This window comes from Sphingomonas abaci (assembly GCF_014199625.1).
Taxonomy (GTDB): Bacteria; Pseudomonadota; Alphaproteobacteria; order Sphingomonadales; family Sphingomonadaceae; genus Sphingomonas; species Sphingomonas abaci.
Map to the genome: position 1 here is coordinate 157,961 of NZ_JACHNY010000003.1, position 13,368 is coordinate 171,328.

A 13,368-nucleotide genomic window follows, 5' to 3' on the forward strand; every position below is an offset into this window, starting at 1 on the left:
CGAGACGGCGGGCGAACAGGCGATTGTCATCCACCGGGCCGGTCCGGATGTCGATGGCCATCCGCTATTGGAGCATCCGCCGCTTGCGCATCATCCCGCAATCGGATCGCCAGGGGCCGGACCAGCCTGCACCGCCGATACCGGTCCGGCTCGCTTCGGTCCCGCGGCCGCACCGGCGGCGCGGCGGCCGGAACAGGGCGTAGAACCCCGCGCCCGGCCGGTGCCGGGACACGGGGGCCTTTGCGAACCGATCACCCCGCCCGATCGGGAAAGGCGAAGCCGATCGGCTGGATCGCCGCCGCATCCTGTTTCAGCCGGGCGGCGATCTGTTCATAGTCGCGCTCCATCTCGGGCGTGACGCTGGCGCGGCTCTCGGTGAGCGCCTGTTCGAAGTCGCTCATATAGACCTCGCGCGCGCCGAGCGAGCGGCGCAGCGCGACCAGGCCGGCGCGGCGCACCACATCGCCCAGGTCCGCGCCGGTGAACCGGTCGGTCCGCCGCGCCACCGCATCGAGATCGACATCGTTGGCCAGCGGCATCTTCTGCGCCTGGATGCCGAGAATGCGGCGCCGGCCGGCTTCGTCGGGCACGCCGACATAGATCAGCTCGTCGAACCGGCCCGGTCGCAGCAGCGCCGGATCGACCAGATTGGGCCGGTTGGTCGCACCGATCACCACCACCGACTGGAGTTCCTCCAGTCCGTCCATTTCCGCCAGGATGGTGTTGACCACCCGCTCGGTCACCTGCGGCTCGCCCAGGCCGCCACCGCGCGCGGGCACCAGCGAGTCGAGTTCGTCGATAAAAATGACGGTCGGCGCGACCTGGCGGGCGCGGGCGAACAGCCGGGTGATCTGCTGCTCGCTCTCGCCATACCATTTGGACAGCAGGTCGGAGGATTTGGTGGCGATGAAGTTCGCCTGGGCCTCGCGCGCCACCGCCTTGGCGAGCAATGTTTTGCCGGTGCCCGGCGGGCCATAGAGCAGGAAGCCCTTGGCTGCGCGGATGCCGATGCGGCGGAACGCGTCCGGATCCTTCAGCGGCAGTTCGACACCTTCCTTCAGCCGCTCCTGCGCGGCGTCGAGGCCGCCGACATCCTCCCAGCGCGTGGTCGGCGCCTGCACCATCACCTCGCGCATCGCCGAGGGCTGGACGCGCTTCAGCGCTTCCAGGAAATCCTCGCGCGTGACCGAAAGCGTGTCGAGCACCTCGGCCGGGATGGTCCGCTCCTCCAGGTTCAGCCGGGGCATGATCCGGCGCACCGCCTCGATCGCGGCCTCCCGCGCCAAGGCCGCCAGGTCGGCCCCGACAAAGCCGAAGGTGGTGCGCGCCAACTCGTCCAGGTCGACCTTGTCGCCCAGCGGCATGCCGCGCGCATGGATGCCCAGGATTTCACGCCGGCCGCGCTCGTCGGGCACGCCGACGATGATCTCGCGGTCGAAACGACCGGGTCGGCGCAGCGCCTCGTCGATCGCCTCGGGCCGGTTGGTGGCGGCGATCACGACCAGATTGGCGCGCGCCTCCAGCCCGTCCATCAACGTCAAGAGCTGGGCGACCAGCCGCTTCTCCGCCTCACCCTGCACCTGCCCGCGCTTGGGCGCGATCGAATCAATCTCGTCGATGAAGACGATCGAGGGCGCGGCCTTACTCGCCTCCTCGAAGATTTCGCGCAGCCGCGACTCCGACTCGCCATAGGCGGAGCCCATGATCTCGGGACCGTTGATCAGGAAGAACTGCGCGTCCGATTCATTGGCGACGGCGCGCGCCAGCCGGGTCTTGCCGGTGCCCGGCGGCCCGTGAAGCAGCACGCCCTTGGGCGGCTCGACGCCCAGCCGCTCGAACAGTTCGGGATAGCGAAGCGGCAGCTCGACCATCTCGCGCAACTGATCGATCGTTGTCGCCATACCGCCGATATCATCATAGGTGACGTCGGCGCGGCGGCTTTGCTGCGGCTCCTGATATTCCGGACGCAGCTCGACCTCGGTATGCTCGTCGATATGGACCACGCCCTTGGGGCTGGCGGAGACGACGACGAGGCGGATCTCCTGCAGCGCATAGGCGGGCGCGTTCATGAACTGCTGCACGCCCGGCGGCATGTTGCCGACCCGCTGGTGGCCGGCGGTGGCGACCACGTCGCCCTGGCAGAAGGGGCGGCCGATGAAAGTGCGCTTCAGCGCCTGCGACGATCCTTGGAGACGCAGATTCTGCTGCGCCGGCGCGAAGACGACGCGGGTTGCGGGCTTCGATTCGATCTTCCGGACCTCGACGAAGTCGCCCGAGCCGACGCCGGCATTGGCACGTTGCAGGCCGTCGATGCGCAGCAGCTCCAGCCCCTCGTCCTCCGGATAGGGACCGACCGCACGCGCCGGGGTGGATTGCTTGCCGACGATCTCGATCACGTCGCCCTCGCCGACGCCCAGCGTCGCCATCAGCGAGCGCGGCAGATGCGCCAGGCCACGCCCCGAATCTTCAGGCCGGCTGTTGGCGACCTGGATCCTGCGCGCGGGGGTCTCACTGTCGGCCATCATCATCCTTTCACGCGCCGTTTGCCGGGGAAGCGCGCAAGGTAGGAAGCCGGTTCCACCCCTGCGAGAGGGTGTGAACGCAAAAAAAGAGCCGCGTCAGACGACACGGCTCGTGAAAGTTTTTAGGAGAGGATGCCTGAAAGGCCCGCTCTTTTTGCGCTGCGATGGTTCATGTTGCAAGTGCGAAAAGAGACAGTAGAATTGCAAATGCGGCAATCGTTGGTATCGATAACGGACAAGAGAGGATTATGCGCAGGTTGCCACCATTGGGGTCGATCGAAGCGTTCGTCCAGGTCGCGCGCCTGGGCTCGATCAAGGCCGCCGCCGAGGAACTGGCATTGTCGGCGCCCGCGCTCAGCCGCCGGGTCCAGTCGCTCGAACGTTTCCTGTCCAAGCCGCTGTTCGCGCGCCGCCACCAGGCGATGGTGCTCAACGAGGATGGCGAGCGGCTGCTGACCCAGATCGCGCCGGTGCTCGACCAATTGTCCGACGCGGTGGAGGCGATGACGGCGGGCAAGGAGCTGGTGCGGCTGCGGCTGGGCGTGCTGCCGCTGTTCGCGGCGCAGCGGCTGTTTCCCAAGCTCGGCGACCTGCGCCGCGCGCATCCCGAACTGCATCTCGACATCGACACGGCGGGCCATGGCGTGTCGCGGCTGGGCGACGGGCTGGACGCGGTGGTGGCATTGGCCCGCGATATCGATCCGGCGCTCTATTCGAAGCTGCTCGACCGCAATTCGGTCTATGTCATCGGCCAGCGCGCGCTGGTCGAGGGACCGCGCCCGCTGACCCATCCCCGCCAGCTTGGGTCGATGACGGCGTTGCTGCACCGCGAAATGCCCGACACGATGGCGGCGTGGAGCGAAGCGGCGGGGCTGGGCGTGATCAAGCCGCAGGCGATCGATCTGTTCGATTCGGGTGGGCTGATGCTGGAAGCGGCGGCGCAGGGCCTGGGCGTCGCCTTCATGCATGCCAGCCACTATAACCACGCCAATGATCCGCGGCTCGTCCGGCTGTTCCCGCAGATCGAAGTGACCAGCCCGTACAGCCACTGGTTCGTCTGCCGACCGCGCGCGCTCCAGACCAAGCCGGTGCGGCTGTTCCACGACTGGATGTTCGCGAACCTGGCGGAATAGGGTGGACATGACCGACAGGGCGCGGCCCTGTGCGGTGGGCGACCGGGCGGCCTGTCTGGCGCTGTTCGACGGCAAAGTTCCGCATGTCTTCACCGAGGCGGAACGGGCCGAGTTTGCCGCGTTCGTCGATGCGGATGCCGCCGAATGAGCCTCTCGGGTGATCGAGCGGGACGGCGCGGTGGTCGCCTTTGGCGGGGTGGCGCTGGGCGCGGACGGCCGGACCGCCGGGCTGTGCTGGGACATGGTGGCGCGCGACCGGTATCGCGCCGGGCTGGGGCGAGAACTGACGGAGGCGCGGCTGGCGGCCGCGCGGGCGCCGGGCGCGATGCAGGTGCGGCTGGATACCAGCCAGCATTCCCAGGGCTTTTACGTGCGGCTGGGCTTCGTGGTCGAGCGGGTGACGGCGGACGGCTATGGCCGGGACTGGATCACCGGGACATGGCGGCGCGACTGGAGGGAGATTGCCCCTACTCGTTCCCCGCCGAGGGCCGGGGCTCAGTTGGGAAGGCGGACATAACGGAGCGCTGCGCCCTATCACTGGCGTCCCCCAACCTGGACCCGGCCTGCGCCGGGGAGCATGGTATTGGAAGATGCGATGCTCGTTCATGCGCTTCGCGCACGGGATCGGATACCAGCCACCGCTCCGATCAGCCAATGATATTCTATTACATCGTTACCGACACCCCATTGCCATGGGTGCGAGCGCCCGGCACAGATAGGGCATGACGTCTGCCCAAAGGGATGGTTCTTCCATGCGTTTACGTTCGCTGCTGTGCCTGTCCACGATCCTGATCGCTGCCGCCGCGCCGGCGCAACAGGCACCCTCCAGCGAGAAAGGCGGCGCGATCGGCTGGCCCGCGCATGGCGACATCCCGGCGAAGTTCACGCCGCCGACCGACCGGTACGACTATGTGAAGCGCGAAGTGATGATCCCGATGCGCGACGGGGTGAAGCTGCACACCGTCATCGTCATCCCCAAGGGCGCGACCAACGCGCCGATCCTGCTCACCCGCACCCCCTATAACGCCAGCGGCCGCGCCAGCCGCGCCGACAGCCCGTCGATGCTCGCCACGCTGCCGCAGGGCGACGAGGTCTTCGTCCGTCACGGCTATATCCGCGTGTTCCAGGACATTCGCGGCAAATACGGGTCGGAGGGCGACTATGTCGTGACCCGGCCGGTGGTCGGGCCGCTCAACCCGACCAAGGTCGATCACACCACTGACGCCTATGACACGATCGACTGGCTGGTGAACAAGGCGAACCTGCCCGAATCGAACGGGCGCGTCGGCATGGTCGGCTCTTCCTATGAGGGGTTCACCGTGGCCATGGCGCTGCTCCACCCGCATCCCGCGCTCAAGGCGGCCGCGCCCGAAAGCCCGATGATCGACGGCTGGATGGGCGACGACTGGTTCCATTACGGCGCTTTCCGCCAGGCCAATATCGGCTGGATCGGATCGCAGACCGGCTACAAGGGCGCTGGCGAGGAGCCGCCCTCGGGCATCTATGACGACTATACCCAGTTCCTCCGGGCCGGGTCGGCCGGCGACTGGGCGAAGCGGTCGGGCTATGACCAGCTGCCTTTCTGGGAGCGGTTCGTGTCGCATCCGGCCTATGACGCCTATTGGCAGGGCCAGGCGCTCGACAAGCTGCTCGCCGCCAATCCCTCCAACGTGCCGACCATGTGGGAGCAGGGGCTGTGGGACCAGGAGGACATGTACGGCACCATCACCGCCTGGGAGGCGCTGAAGGCCAAGGGCAAGCTGGGCAACAACTATCTGGTCATGGGGCCGTGGCGGCACAGCCAGGCCAATTACGACGGTTCCTCGCTTGGCGACTTCAAGTGGAACGGCGACACCGCGACCGAATGGCGCGAGAAGTATCTCTTCCCCTTCTTCGACCAGTATCTGCGCGACGGGCAGCCACGCTTCACGCCGCCCCAGGCGCTGATCTACAATACCGGCGAGAACCATTGGGACAAGCTGGCCAACTGGCCACTGGCGTGCGAGTCGGGCTGCGAAACACCGCTCAAGCCGCTCTATCTCCAGGCGAATGGCGGGCTGGGGTTCGAGCCGGCGGCATCCGGCGGCGACTCCTACGTCTCCGATCCCGCCCGGCCGGTGCCGCACCTGCCGCGCCCGGTGAACTTCAACGACGGGCGCTGGGGCGCATGGCTGGTCAGCGACCAGCGCGGCGTCGACGGGCGGACCGACGTGATGACCTATCAGACGCCGGTGCTGACCCAGCCGCTGCGCGTCTCCGGCGCCCCGTTCGCCGACGTCTTCGCCAAGACGACGGGAACGGACGGGGACTTCGTGGTCAAGCTGATCGACGTCTATCCCGACGAGGTGCCGACCGATCCCAAGAAGGGGGGCTATGAGCTGCCGATCAGCCTCGACATCTTCCGCGGCCGCTACCGCGACAGCTTCGCCAAGCCGTCGCCGATCCCGGCCAACAAGGTGCAGCGCTATCGCTTCCGCCTGCCGACGGTGAACCATGTCTTCCAGCCGGGGCACCGGATCATGGTGCAGGTGCAGTCGTCGCTGTTCCCGCTGTACGACCGCAACCCGCAGACCTATGTGCCCAACATCTTCCTGGCCAAGCCTGCCGACTACAAGTCGGCAACCGTGACGATCCAGCGCGGGGCCGGCGGGGCGAGCGCGGTATGGCTGCCAGTGGTGCCGGTGGCGCAGCCCACCCTGCCGTGACGGCAGAAGCCGCGATGGAAAGCGTCCGGTGGTATTTGTTACCGCCGGATTCACCGTTGCGCTTTACGCCCCCCTAACCAGCTAGCGGCTATGCCCGGAGGCCTCGAACGAAAGGGCGTGCCATGGCACTGACCGCGAAACTCTATCGCGAAGACGATCACCGGACCGCCGAACGGCATGAGGTCCATCTCGACGCGACGCTGCGCGGGCAGGACCAGCGCCCCATGGACGTGGTGGTCGACCAGCTCTCGATCACCGGCTTCCGCATGTCCTGCGCGGACTATCTGCCGATCGGCGCGTCGGTGTCGCTCGGCATCGCCGGGATCGGCCGGCAGAGCGCGCAGGTCGTGCGCCGTGCGGGCGACCGCTATGGCTGCCGGTTCGACGTGCCGCTGGCCTCGCACCCGCTGGCGCTGCAAGCCTCGCCCAGCACGGTGGTCGAGGCGGCGTTCGGCCCGCCGGAGATGATCCGCTACACCGCCCCCGAGACGCCGCCGCTCGACGCATTCGAGCAGAGCGTGCGCAAGTTCCGCGGCGTCATCATCCTGACCGGCCTGGCCCTGCCCTGGATGGCGATCGTCGCGGCGGGGCGCCTGCTGCTCGGCTGACGGGCACTTGATCTAAACAAGCCCCTGCGTCTCTGCGAATGCGGAATTCGCGCAGAGATCGCAGGGTGGCCGTGATGCACCGCCATGGTGGCTTGCCGACCCAGGCGGCCGGGGCGAGAGACACCTTCTCCTCTGGATTAGCCCTATCCATGCGTGGACCATGGGCGCGAGAAGCGCCCGCGGCTGGTCAGCGCAGCTCCAGCCGATCGCCGCGCAGCGTCACCGACTCGATCTGTCCCAGCACATTCTGGCCCAGCAGCGACGCCGGCGCGCCAGGCGCGATCACCGCGCGGAGCGGGCCCAGGCGGCGGCCGGCGATCGACAGGCCCTCGATCCGCGTCTCGACCATTGCCGAATCGCCGGCCGCGGTGCGCAGCCGCTGTCCGCTTGCCGCCAGCGGGCGTGCGCCGATCCGCGCCGCGTCCCGCGGCGTCAGCACCACGACGTTGGCGCCGGTGTCGATGACGAACCGCACCGTCGCGCCGCCCACCGGCAGACTCAGACGGAACAGTCCGTCCGGCGCCTGCGCGACCCGCAGCACGGGGCCGGCGCGGTCCGGTCGCGAGAGGGAGGCAACGCCCCCGGCGGGCGCGACTCCGCCCGTCAGCGAGGCGACGAGCACGGGCAACAGGCGCAAGGGGAGGGGCAGCGACATGGCCCGACCATGCGCCACCGGCCGTAAAGGAAGCGGTCGGGATCATGGTTGCCGCTTCGTTAAGCCCGGCCCCGCCCGGCCGGAACGGGACAGGGCGCGAACGGGCCGGCCATTGCCAAGGTGCGGCCGCGACCCTAGAGATCGACCCTGAGGGGAAGGATGGCGACGCCGGTAGGCAGTGGGCGGGGCAGCTTCCCGCCCGATCGATCGCGCCGGCGCTTCCGGATCATAATGACGCCCTTAACCTTTGCTGGGTCATGATTGCCGGGATTATGAATCTGAGTTCGTCGCCACACGCCATGTCGGCCACCCCCGTCGAGGATGGTGAAGCCGCCCCCGCAGAGCCTGTCGCGGGCAAGCGCATCGCGCCCGCCCGGCAGAATCCGGACCTGCTCGCGCTCGTCGCGGTGGTCTGGAACCGCTTCCGCCGTAATCCGGTCTTCTGGCTCGGCATGATCGCGCTGGTCGCGCCGACGCTCTACGACGTCGCCTCGCGCGGCTGGGGCACCGACCAGGCCGCCCATGCGCCGATCGTCTTCGCCACCGCGATCTGGATCTTCGCGCGCAGCGCCCGTCGCGCCGCCATCGTGGCGGTGCCGCCCAAGGCCTGGGCGGCGGCGCTGGCGCTGGCGCCGCCGCTCCTGCTCTATATCGCGGCGCGCGTCACCGGGCTGATGGAGGTGCGCGGCCTTGCTGCCTATCTGGCGGTGATCGCGGTGCTCTATGCGGTCGGCGGCGCGCGCACGCTGGGCGTGCTGTGGTTCCCGATCCTCTACTCGATCTTCCTGATCCCGATCCCCGACACCTTCGTCGACATCGCAACCCAGCCGGTGAAGCTCGGCATCTCCAAGGCGGTGGTCGGCCTGCTCTCGGCCCTGGGCCTGCCGGTCGCGACCTCGGGCGTCAGCATCTATATCGGCCAGTTCGAACTGCTGATCGCCGCCGCCTGCGCCGGGCTCAACTCGCTGATCAGCCTGACCGCGATCGGCAGCTTCTACGTCTATCTGCGCCACAATGCGAGCTGGCGCTACACGCTGCTGCTGATCACCCTGATCTTCCCGATCGCGGTCTTCGCCAATTTCCTGCGCGTGATGATCCTGGTGCTGCTCACCTATTATGCGGGCGAGGCGGTGGCCCAGGGCTTCCTGCACGAGGCCGCCGGGCTGTTCATGTTCGTGGTGTCGGTGCTCACCATCTTCCTGATCGACAAGGTATTGACGATGATCGGCACCCGCATGGGCTGGATGACCGCATGAGCGCCGCCGCCACCCCGCCCTTCGATCCCGCCCAGCCCAATGCGGTGCCGGTGCGCGACGGCGACCCGATCTCGCGCCGGAAGATGATGATCGGTCTGGCGCTGGGCGCCACGGTCGCGGTGTCGGAGCTCTATGTGCCCCGGCGCAGCGTGCCGCGCATGACCGACAAGTCGTTCGCCGCGCTGTTCCCCGACAGGGTCGGGCCCTGGACCTATGTCACCGCGTCGGGCCTGGTGCTGCCGCCGCAGGACCAGTTGTCGCGCTTCCTCTACGAACAGCTGCTGACCCGCATCTACGCCGAGGACAACGGGCCGCAGGTGATGATGGTGCTGGCCTATAGCAGCGTGCAGGAGGGCCGGCTGCAGGTCCACCGGCCGGAAGTCTGCTATCCCGCGGCCGGCTTCACCATTCTCGACAACGAGCCGATGGCGATCCCGATCAGTCCGTCCTTCGCGATCCATGGCCGGTTCCTGGTCGCGGACCGCGGCGCGCGGCGGGAATATGTCTTCTACTGGACGCGGGTCGGGCCGAACATGCCGATCCGCTGGTTCGATCAGCGGTTGTTCATGGCCAAGGCCAATCTGCAAGGCTATATCCCCGACGGCCTGCTCGCGCGCGTGTCGGTGATCGCCGAGGATCGCGAGGAGGCGGTCGCGGCGCTGACGGATTTCGTCCAGACGATGGTGAAATCGGTCAACCCCGCCGGTCGCAAGATGCTGATCGGGCCGCATTGATCGCCGCCGGCCCGTCGCGACGGGCCGGCCCGCCCCGCCGGGATCAGGCGCGGGCGAACGGCTTCAGGAAATACCAGGTATAAGCGAGGGCGGCGACGAAGACGAGGACGGCGAAGATGTCGTAGCCGTTGTTGCCCAGCCAGTTGGTCACCGCGCAGCCCAGCGCCGGGGCGATATAATGATACATCGAATCCTGCGATTCCTCCGGTCCGATCGAGCGCTGGAGCAGCAGCACGACCAGGCCCGCGAAGAACGCCACCGTAACCCAATCGTAGATAGTCTGCATCTAGGCGTTCCTTCCAAATCGTCGAATCGGCCTGTACAGGCAGTGCGGTAAAGTTTTCTAGGCTTCGTCCCGGTTAGTGGACGATGGTGGGGAGTGGAAGAAGGTTATGCGTTCCAAAATGATCACGGTCGCGCTGCTGGCGACGGCCGCCGTCTCGATCTCCGGTTGCAAGCGCGCCGCGACCGGCCAGGTCGTGGCGGTGGTGAATGGCGAGGAGGTCTCGCTGTCCGAACTGAACAGCGAGCTGCAGAACGCCCCCCAGGGCGGCGACAAGACGGCGCTGCGCGCGGCTGCCCTCCAGAACCTGATCAACCGCAAGCTGATGGTCCAGCAGGCGCATGACCGGGGCATCGACAAGGATCCGGAGTTCCTCCAGCGCCAGCGCCGGATGAACGACGAGCTGATGATCTCGATGCTCGGCAACCAGGTGACCAAGAACGTGCCGGTGCCCAGCCAGAGCGAGATTGACCAGTATATCGCCGCACATCCCGACATGTTCGCCGGTCGCACCATCTATCCGGCCGACCAGATCGTCTTCGCCCAGCCGGAGAATCCGTCGCGGCTGAAGGCGCTTGAGGCGGATCACACGCTCGACGCGGTGGCGGCGCGCCTGACCCAGATGGGCATCCAGTTCGCCCGCCAGAAGGGGCAGCTCGACACTGCGGCGACGCCCCCGGAACTGCTCGCGCAGCTCAAGCGCCTGCCGGCGGGCGAGCCCTTCGTCCTCGCCGCCAATGGCCGGGTGATCGTCAGCGTGCTCGGCGCGCCGCAGGTCCAGCCGATCACCGGCGACCAGGCCCGCCGCATCGCCGCCGAGGCGATCCGCCGCCAGGCCGTGTCCGACATCGCCAAGAAGCAGGTCGAGCAGGCCCGCGCGTCGGCCAAGATCGAATATCAGCCGGGCTTCGCGCCGACCGACGCCAAGGGCGGCGCGGCGAAGAAGTAAGCGACCGCTTGCCGCGACGCGGAGGAGGGGCGTGCCACGCGGCGCGCCCCTTTTTCGTTCAGCCGCCTAGCCGGTGACGGCGGGCGAGGAGGAAGATGCGGGGCCCCTCGACCAGATAGCGCCGCCACATCCGGCGCGGATTGCCAAGCAGCCGGTGCGCCCATTCGAGATGCAGGCGCTGCATCAGCTCGGGCGCGCGCGTCTGTTCGCCGACCACGAATTCGACCGCCGCGCCGACGCACAGGCCGATGCCGGTCGCGCCCGGCTGCGCGGCGATGCGGGCGGCGAGCAGTTCCTGCTGGGGCGAGCCGACCGACAGGAACAGGAAGCGCGCGCCCGTGCCGGCGGCGAAGCGCGCGGCCGCTTCAAGCGCGGCGGCATTGCGACGCAGGCCCATGGGCGGCGCGTGATGGACGATGTCGAGCGCCGGATAGCGCGCGCGCAGCCGCTCGGCGGTTTCGGCCCGACCGCCGATGATCGCGATCCGGTCGCCCGGCCGGCAGAGCCGCTCGAGGATCAGCGCGGTCAAGTCGCTGCCCGGTGCGACCGGCAGTGCGATCCCCTGGCGCCGGGCGAGCGCGGCCAGGATGCGGCTGTCGCATACGCACCATTCCGCGCCGCGATAGGCGGCCCAGACCGCGTCGCCGTCGGGCATCGGGTCATGCAGCCGCACGACATGGTCGACATTGGGCGTGACCAGATAGGCGAAGCGCGCCGCCGCCGGCCGCTGGGCGAAGCGATCGAGCAGGTCGTCCAGCGTCAGCGGGTCGTAGTCCACGCCGATGAAGCGGGTCCGGGTCATGGCGTCGAATCTCCGTCATCGGCTGGGGGCGCGGAATAATCGGGGGAGCCGACCGTCTCGTCCGGCGGCGGCGGCGGGATCGGCACGGCCTGGCCGTGCAGCCGGGCGAGGATGGCCGTGCTCCGCGCCGCGCAGGCCGGATCGCCGGCGGCGCGGCATAGCCGCTGTCGGGTCGCCCAGGCGGAGGCGGACAGCGGGTTGCGCAAGGTGAAGGCACGCGCCAGCGACAGCGCCTCGTCCAGCCGGTCGCGCTGCGCCAGCATCGTGGCGTACAGGCGCAGCATCGTCGCGTCATCCGGCGCCGCGCGGGCGCCATCGGCCAGCGTCCGGTCCGACAGCAGCGCGTCGCCCTGCGCCCGGTAGATGCGGGCGAGCAGCGCATAGGCATAGGGCGACTGGGGATCGTCGCGCAGCACCACCCGCGCGTCGCGCAGCGCGGCGTTGGCGTCGCCCCGCGCCAGCGCGGCGGTGGCGCGGGCGGTCAGCGCCATGGGCTGGTCCTCGTCGAACGCCAGCACCGCATCGGCCAGACCGGTGGCGCCGGCCGCGCCGCCCGCCCCGGCCAGCGCGGCGGCGAGGGCGCCCTGCGCATCGGTGGTGGCGGCGGTCGGCGCCTGTCCGGCATAGCCGGCGAGCAGCCGTCGCGCGGTTGCCCAATCCTCGCGCCGGACCGCATATTCGGCGACCGCCAGCACCAGCGCCGGCGGGGGGGACGACACCCGGTTCAGCAGCGCCGCCAGGCGCGCCGGTGCGATGTCGGCGTCGGCGAACATCGTCACGGTCGAATCGCGCAGCGCATCGTCGGCATCGGGCTTGTAGAGCGCGACCAGCGTATCGGCGGCGGCGGCATCCTGACCCAGCAGCAACTGCGTGCGCGTCAAAGCGATCTGCCCGTCGCGGTCGGTCGGGCGCGCGCCCGCCTCGCGCCGGAGGACGGCCAGCAGCGCGGGCGTGTCGTAGCTCCGCTGGTAGAGCGAGGCGAGCTGTCGGCGCAGGTCGGGACTGCCGCCGCCTTGCGAGAAGATCGGCGCAATCAGCGCCACCGCCTGTTTCAGGTCGCCGCGCTGCTCGGCGACGCGGCTGGCGAGCACCCGCACCACTTCCTGCTCGGGCTGTTCGGCGATCAGCGCCTTGGACATCTGCTCCGCCGCGTCGAGCCGGCCGCGCCGCAGCGCCACGGTGGCGCGGACCAACCGTCCGTTCAGGCTGCCGGGATCGATCGCAAGCAACTGGTCGGCATAGCGACTGGCATCGTCGAGCGAATTGCTGGCCAGCGAGAGCTGCGCCAGTGCGTCGATCGCCTCGCGATTCGACCGGTCCTGATCCAGCGCGGCGCGGAACGAGCCGAACGCGCCGTTGTAATTGCCGAGCTGGATCTGGTTGCGCGCCCGCGCGATCCACAGGTCGGGCGAATCATCGCGCAGCTGCACCGCCTTGTCGAACTGGATCTGGGCGCCGCGGAAATCCCCCATTGCCGCAAGCTGCTGCGCCTGGGCCTGGGCGGCGGCGGCGCGCTCGTTGGCGGACTGGCACGCCGACAGCGCCAGGGCGAGCGCGACGAGCGGCACCGTCGCGCGGTGCCGTCCGGTCGCGAGCGCTCCACGGCGCGAAGGCGGCCATAGCGCGGAAATCTTAACGGAAGCCACCAAGCTGCGCATATGTCCCCATCCGGGCCATGTCAGCCCAATCCACCGTCCCATATGGCTTTTCCCCGGTCGAGC

The 13,368-nt window shown here is 68.9% G+C and carries 13 protein-coding genes; 8 read left to right on the forward strand and 5 right to left on the reverse strand.

Features of this window, described 5'->3' with window-relative positions:
• Positions 1-251: 251 nt before the first annotated feature.
• Complete coding sequence (locus GGQ96_RS08305; protein WP_184113514.1) at positions 252-2,522, reverse strand: CDC48 family AAA ATPase; 2,271 nt, start codon at positions 2,520-2,522, stop codon at positions 252-254.
• Positions 2,523-2,770: 248 nt separating this feature from the next.
• On the opposite strand from GGQ96_RS08305, the gene GGQ96_RS08310 reads away from it, so the two are divergent.
• The 5 genes from GGQ96_RS08310 (at position 2,771) to GGQ96_RS08325 (ending at position 6,968) form a co-directional block, all read left to right on the forward strand.
• The gene (locus GGQ96_RS08310) at positions 2,771-3,655 is read left to right on the forward strand and encodes a LysR substrate-binding domain-containing protein (protein ID WP_184113516.1); all 885 of its coding nucleotides are present in this window, start codon (positions 2,771-2,773) and stop codon (positions 3,653-3,655) included.
• Positions 3,656-3,662: 7 nt separating this feature from the next.
• Positions 3,663-3,803 (forward strand): hypothetical protein, encoded by a 141-nt coding sequence (locus GGQ96_RS21160; RefSeq protein WP_221239875.1) that lies wholly within the window; start codon positions 3,663-3,665, stop codon positions 3,801-3,803.
• A 9-nt stretch (positions 3,804-3,812) separates the two neighbouring features.
• A complete protein-coding gene (locus GGQ96_RS08315) occupies positions 3,813-4,172 on the forward strand; it encodes a GNAT family N-acetyltransferase (RefSeq protein WP_221239876.1) in 360 nt (119 codons plus the stop codon).
• Between the two features lie 235 nt (positions 4,173-4,407).
• On the forward strand, positions 4,408-6,360 hold the full coding sequence (locus GGQ96_RS08320) for a CocE/NonD family hydrolase (protein ID WP_184113518.1): 1,953 nt from the start codon (positions 4,408-4,410) through the stop codon (positions 6,358-6,360).
• Between the two features lie 122 nt (positions 6,361-6,482).
• Positions 6,483-6,968 carry a PilZ domain-containing protein gene (locus tag GGQ96_RS08325; RefSeq protein WP_184113520.1) on the forward strand — a complete coding sequence of 162 codons (486 nt, stop codon included), beginning with the start codon at positions 6,483-6,485 and terminating at the stop codon, positions 6,966-6,968.
• 187 nt (positions 6,969-7,155) lie between these two features.
• Here the strand turns inward: GGQ96_RS08325 and GGQ96_RS08330 are convergent, their stop codons facing one another.
• A complete protein-coding gene (locus GGQ96_RS08330; RefSeq protein WP_184113521.1) occupies positions 7,156-7,623 on the reverse strand; it encodes a retropepsin-like aspartic protease family protein in 468 nt (155 codons plus the stop codon).
• A 299-nt stretch (positions 7,624-7,922) separates the two neighbouring features.
• Here GGQ96_RS08330 and xrtV point away from each other — a divergent pair, with 299 nt between their 5' ends.
• Together xrtV and epsI are read left to right on the forward strand one after the other, a co-directional pair.
• On the forward strand, positions 7,923-8,879 hold the full coding sequence (gene xrtV / locus GGQ96_RS08335; RefSeq protein ID WP_184113524.1) for an exosortase V: 957 nt from the start codon (positions 7,923-7,925) through the stop codon (positions 8,877-8,879).
• On the forward strand, positions 8,876-9,613 hold the full coding sequence (gene epsI / locus GGQ96_RS08340; protein ID WP_184113526.1) for an exosortase-associated protein EpsI, V-type: 738 nt from the start codon (positions 8,876-8,878) through the stop codon (positions 9,611-9,613). The genes xrtV and epsI overlap by 4 nt, the downstream gene beginning before the upstream one ends.
• 43 nt (positions 9,614-9,656) lie before the next feature.
• Here the strand turns inward: epsI and GGQ96_RS08345 are convergent, their stop codons facing one another.
• Positions 9,657-9,899 carry an XrtV sorting system accessory protein gene (locus GGQ96_RS08345; protein ID WP_125992841.1) on the reverse strand — a complete coding sequence of 81 codons (243 nt, stop codon included), beginning with the start codon at positions 9,897-9,899 and terminating at the stop codon, positions 9,657-9,659.
• Between the two features lie 106 nt (positions 9,900-10,005).
• Here GGQ96_RS08345 and GGQ96_RS08350 point away from each other — a divergent pair, with 106 nt between their 5' ends.
• On the forward strand, positions 10,006-10,845 hold the full coding sequence (locus GGQ96_RS08350) for an EpsD family peptidyl-prolyl cis-trans isomerase (RefSeq protein WP_184113528.1): 840 nt from the start codon (positions 10,006-10,008) through the stop codon (positions 10,843-10,845).
• Between the two features lie 58 nt (positions 10,846-10,903).
• On the opposite strand, the gene GGQ96_RS08355 is transcribed toward GGQ96_RS08350, so the two are convergent.
• A complete protein-coding gene (locus tag GGQ96_RS08355; RefSeq protein WP_184113530.1) occupies positions 10,904-11,647 on the reverse strand; it encodes a WecB/TagA/CpsF family glycosyltransferase in 744 nt (247 codons plus the stop codon).
• Positions 11,644-13,305, reverse strand: coding sequence for a tetratricopeptide repeat protein (locus tag GGQ96_RS08360; RefSeq protein WP_184113532.1), 1,662 nt, complete (start codon positions 13,303-13,305; stop codon positions 11,644-11,646). The genes GGQ96_RS08355 and GGQ96_RS08360 overlap by 4 nt, the downstream gene beginning before the upstream one ends.
• Between the last annotated feature and the right edge of the window lie 63 nt (positions 13,306-13,368).

Coding starts and splice junctions, on each gene's coding strand:
- GGQ96_RS08345 (WP_125992841.1), bottom strand. CDS start 9,899: ATGCAGACTATCTACGATTGGGTTACGGTGGCGTTCTTCGCGGGCCTG.
- GGQ96_RS08360 (WP_184113532.1), bottom strand. CDS start 13,305: ATGCGCAGCTTGGTGGCTTCCGTTAAGATTTCCGCGCTATGGCCGCCT.
- GGQ96_RS08320 (WP_184113518.1), top strand. CDS start 4,408: ATGCGTTTACGTTCGCTGCTGTGCCTGTCCACGATCCTGATCGCTGCC.
- xrtV (WP_184113524.1), top strand. CDS start 7,923: ATGTCGGCCACCCCCGTCGAGGATGGTGAAGCCGCCCCCGCAGAGCCT.
- GGQ96_RS08310 (WP_184113516.1), top strand. CDS start 2,771: ATGCGCAGGTTGCCACCATTGGGGTCGATCGAAGCGTTCGTCCAGGTC.
- GGQ96_RS08305 (WP_184113514.1), bottom strand. CDS start 2,522: ATGGCCGACAGTGAGACCCCCGCGCGCAGGATCCAGGTCGCCAACAGC.
- GGQ96_RS08355 (WP_184113530.1), bottom strand. CDS start 11,647: ATGACCCGGACCCGCTTCATCGGCGTGGACTACGACCCGCTGACGCTG.
- GGQ96_RS08350 (WP_184113528.1), top strand. CDS start 10,006: ATGCGTTCCAAAATGATCACGGTCGCGCTGCTGGCGACGGCCGCCGTC.
- GGQ96_RS08325 (WP_184113520.1), top strand. CDS start 6,483: ATGGCACTGACCGCGAAACTCTATCGCGAAGACGATCACCGGACCGCC.
- epsI (WP_184113526.1), top strand. CDS start 8,876: ATGAGCGCCGCCGCCACCCCGCCCTTCGATCCCGCCCAGCCCAATGCG.
- GGQ96_RS08330 (WP_184113521.1), bottom strand. CDS start 7,623: ATGTCGCTGCCCCTCCCCTTGCGCCTGTTGCCCGTGCTCGTCGCCTCG.
- GGQ96_RS21160 (WP_221239875.1), top strand. CDS start 3,663: ATGACCGACAGGGCGCGGCCCTGTGCGGTGGGCGACCGGGCGGCCTGT.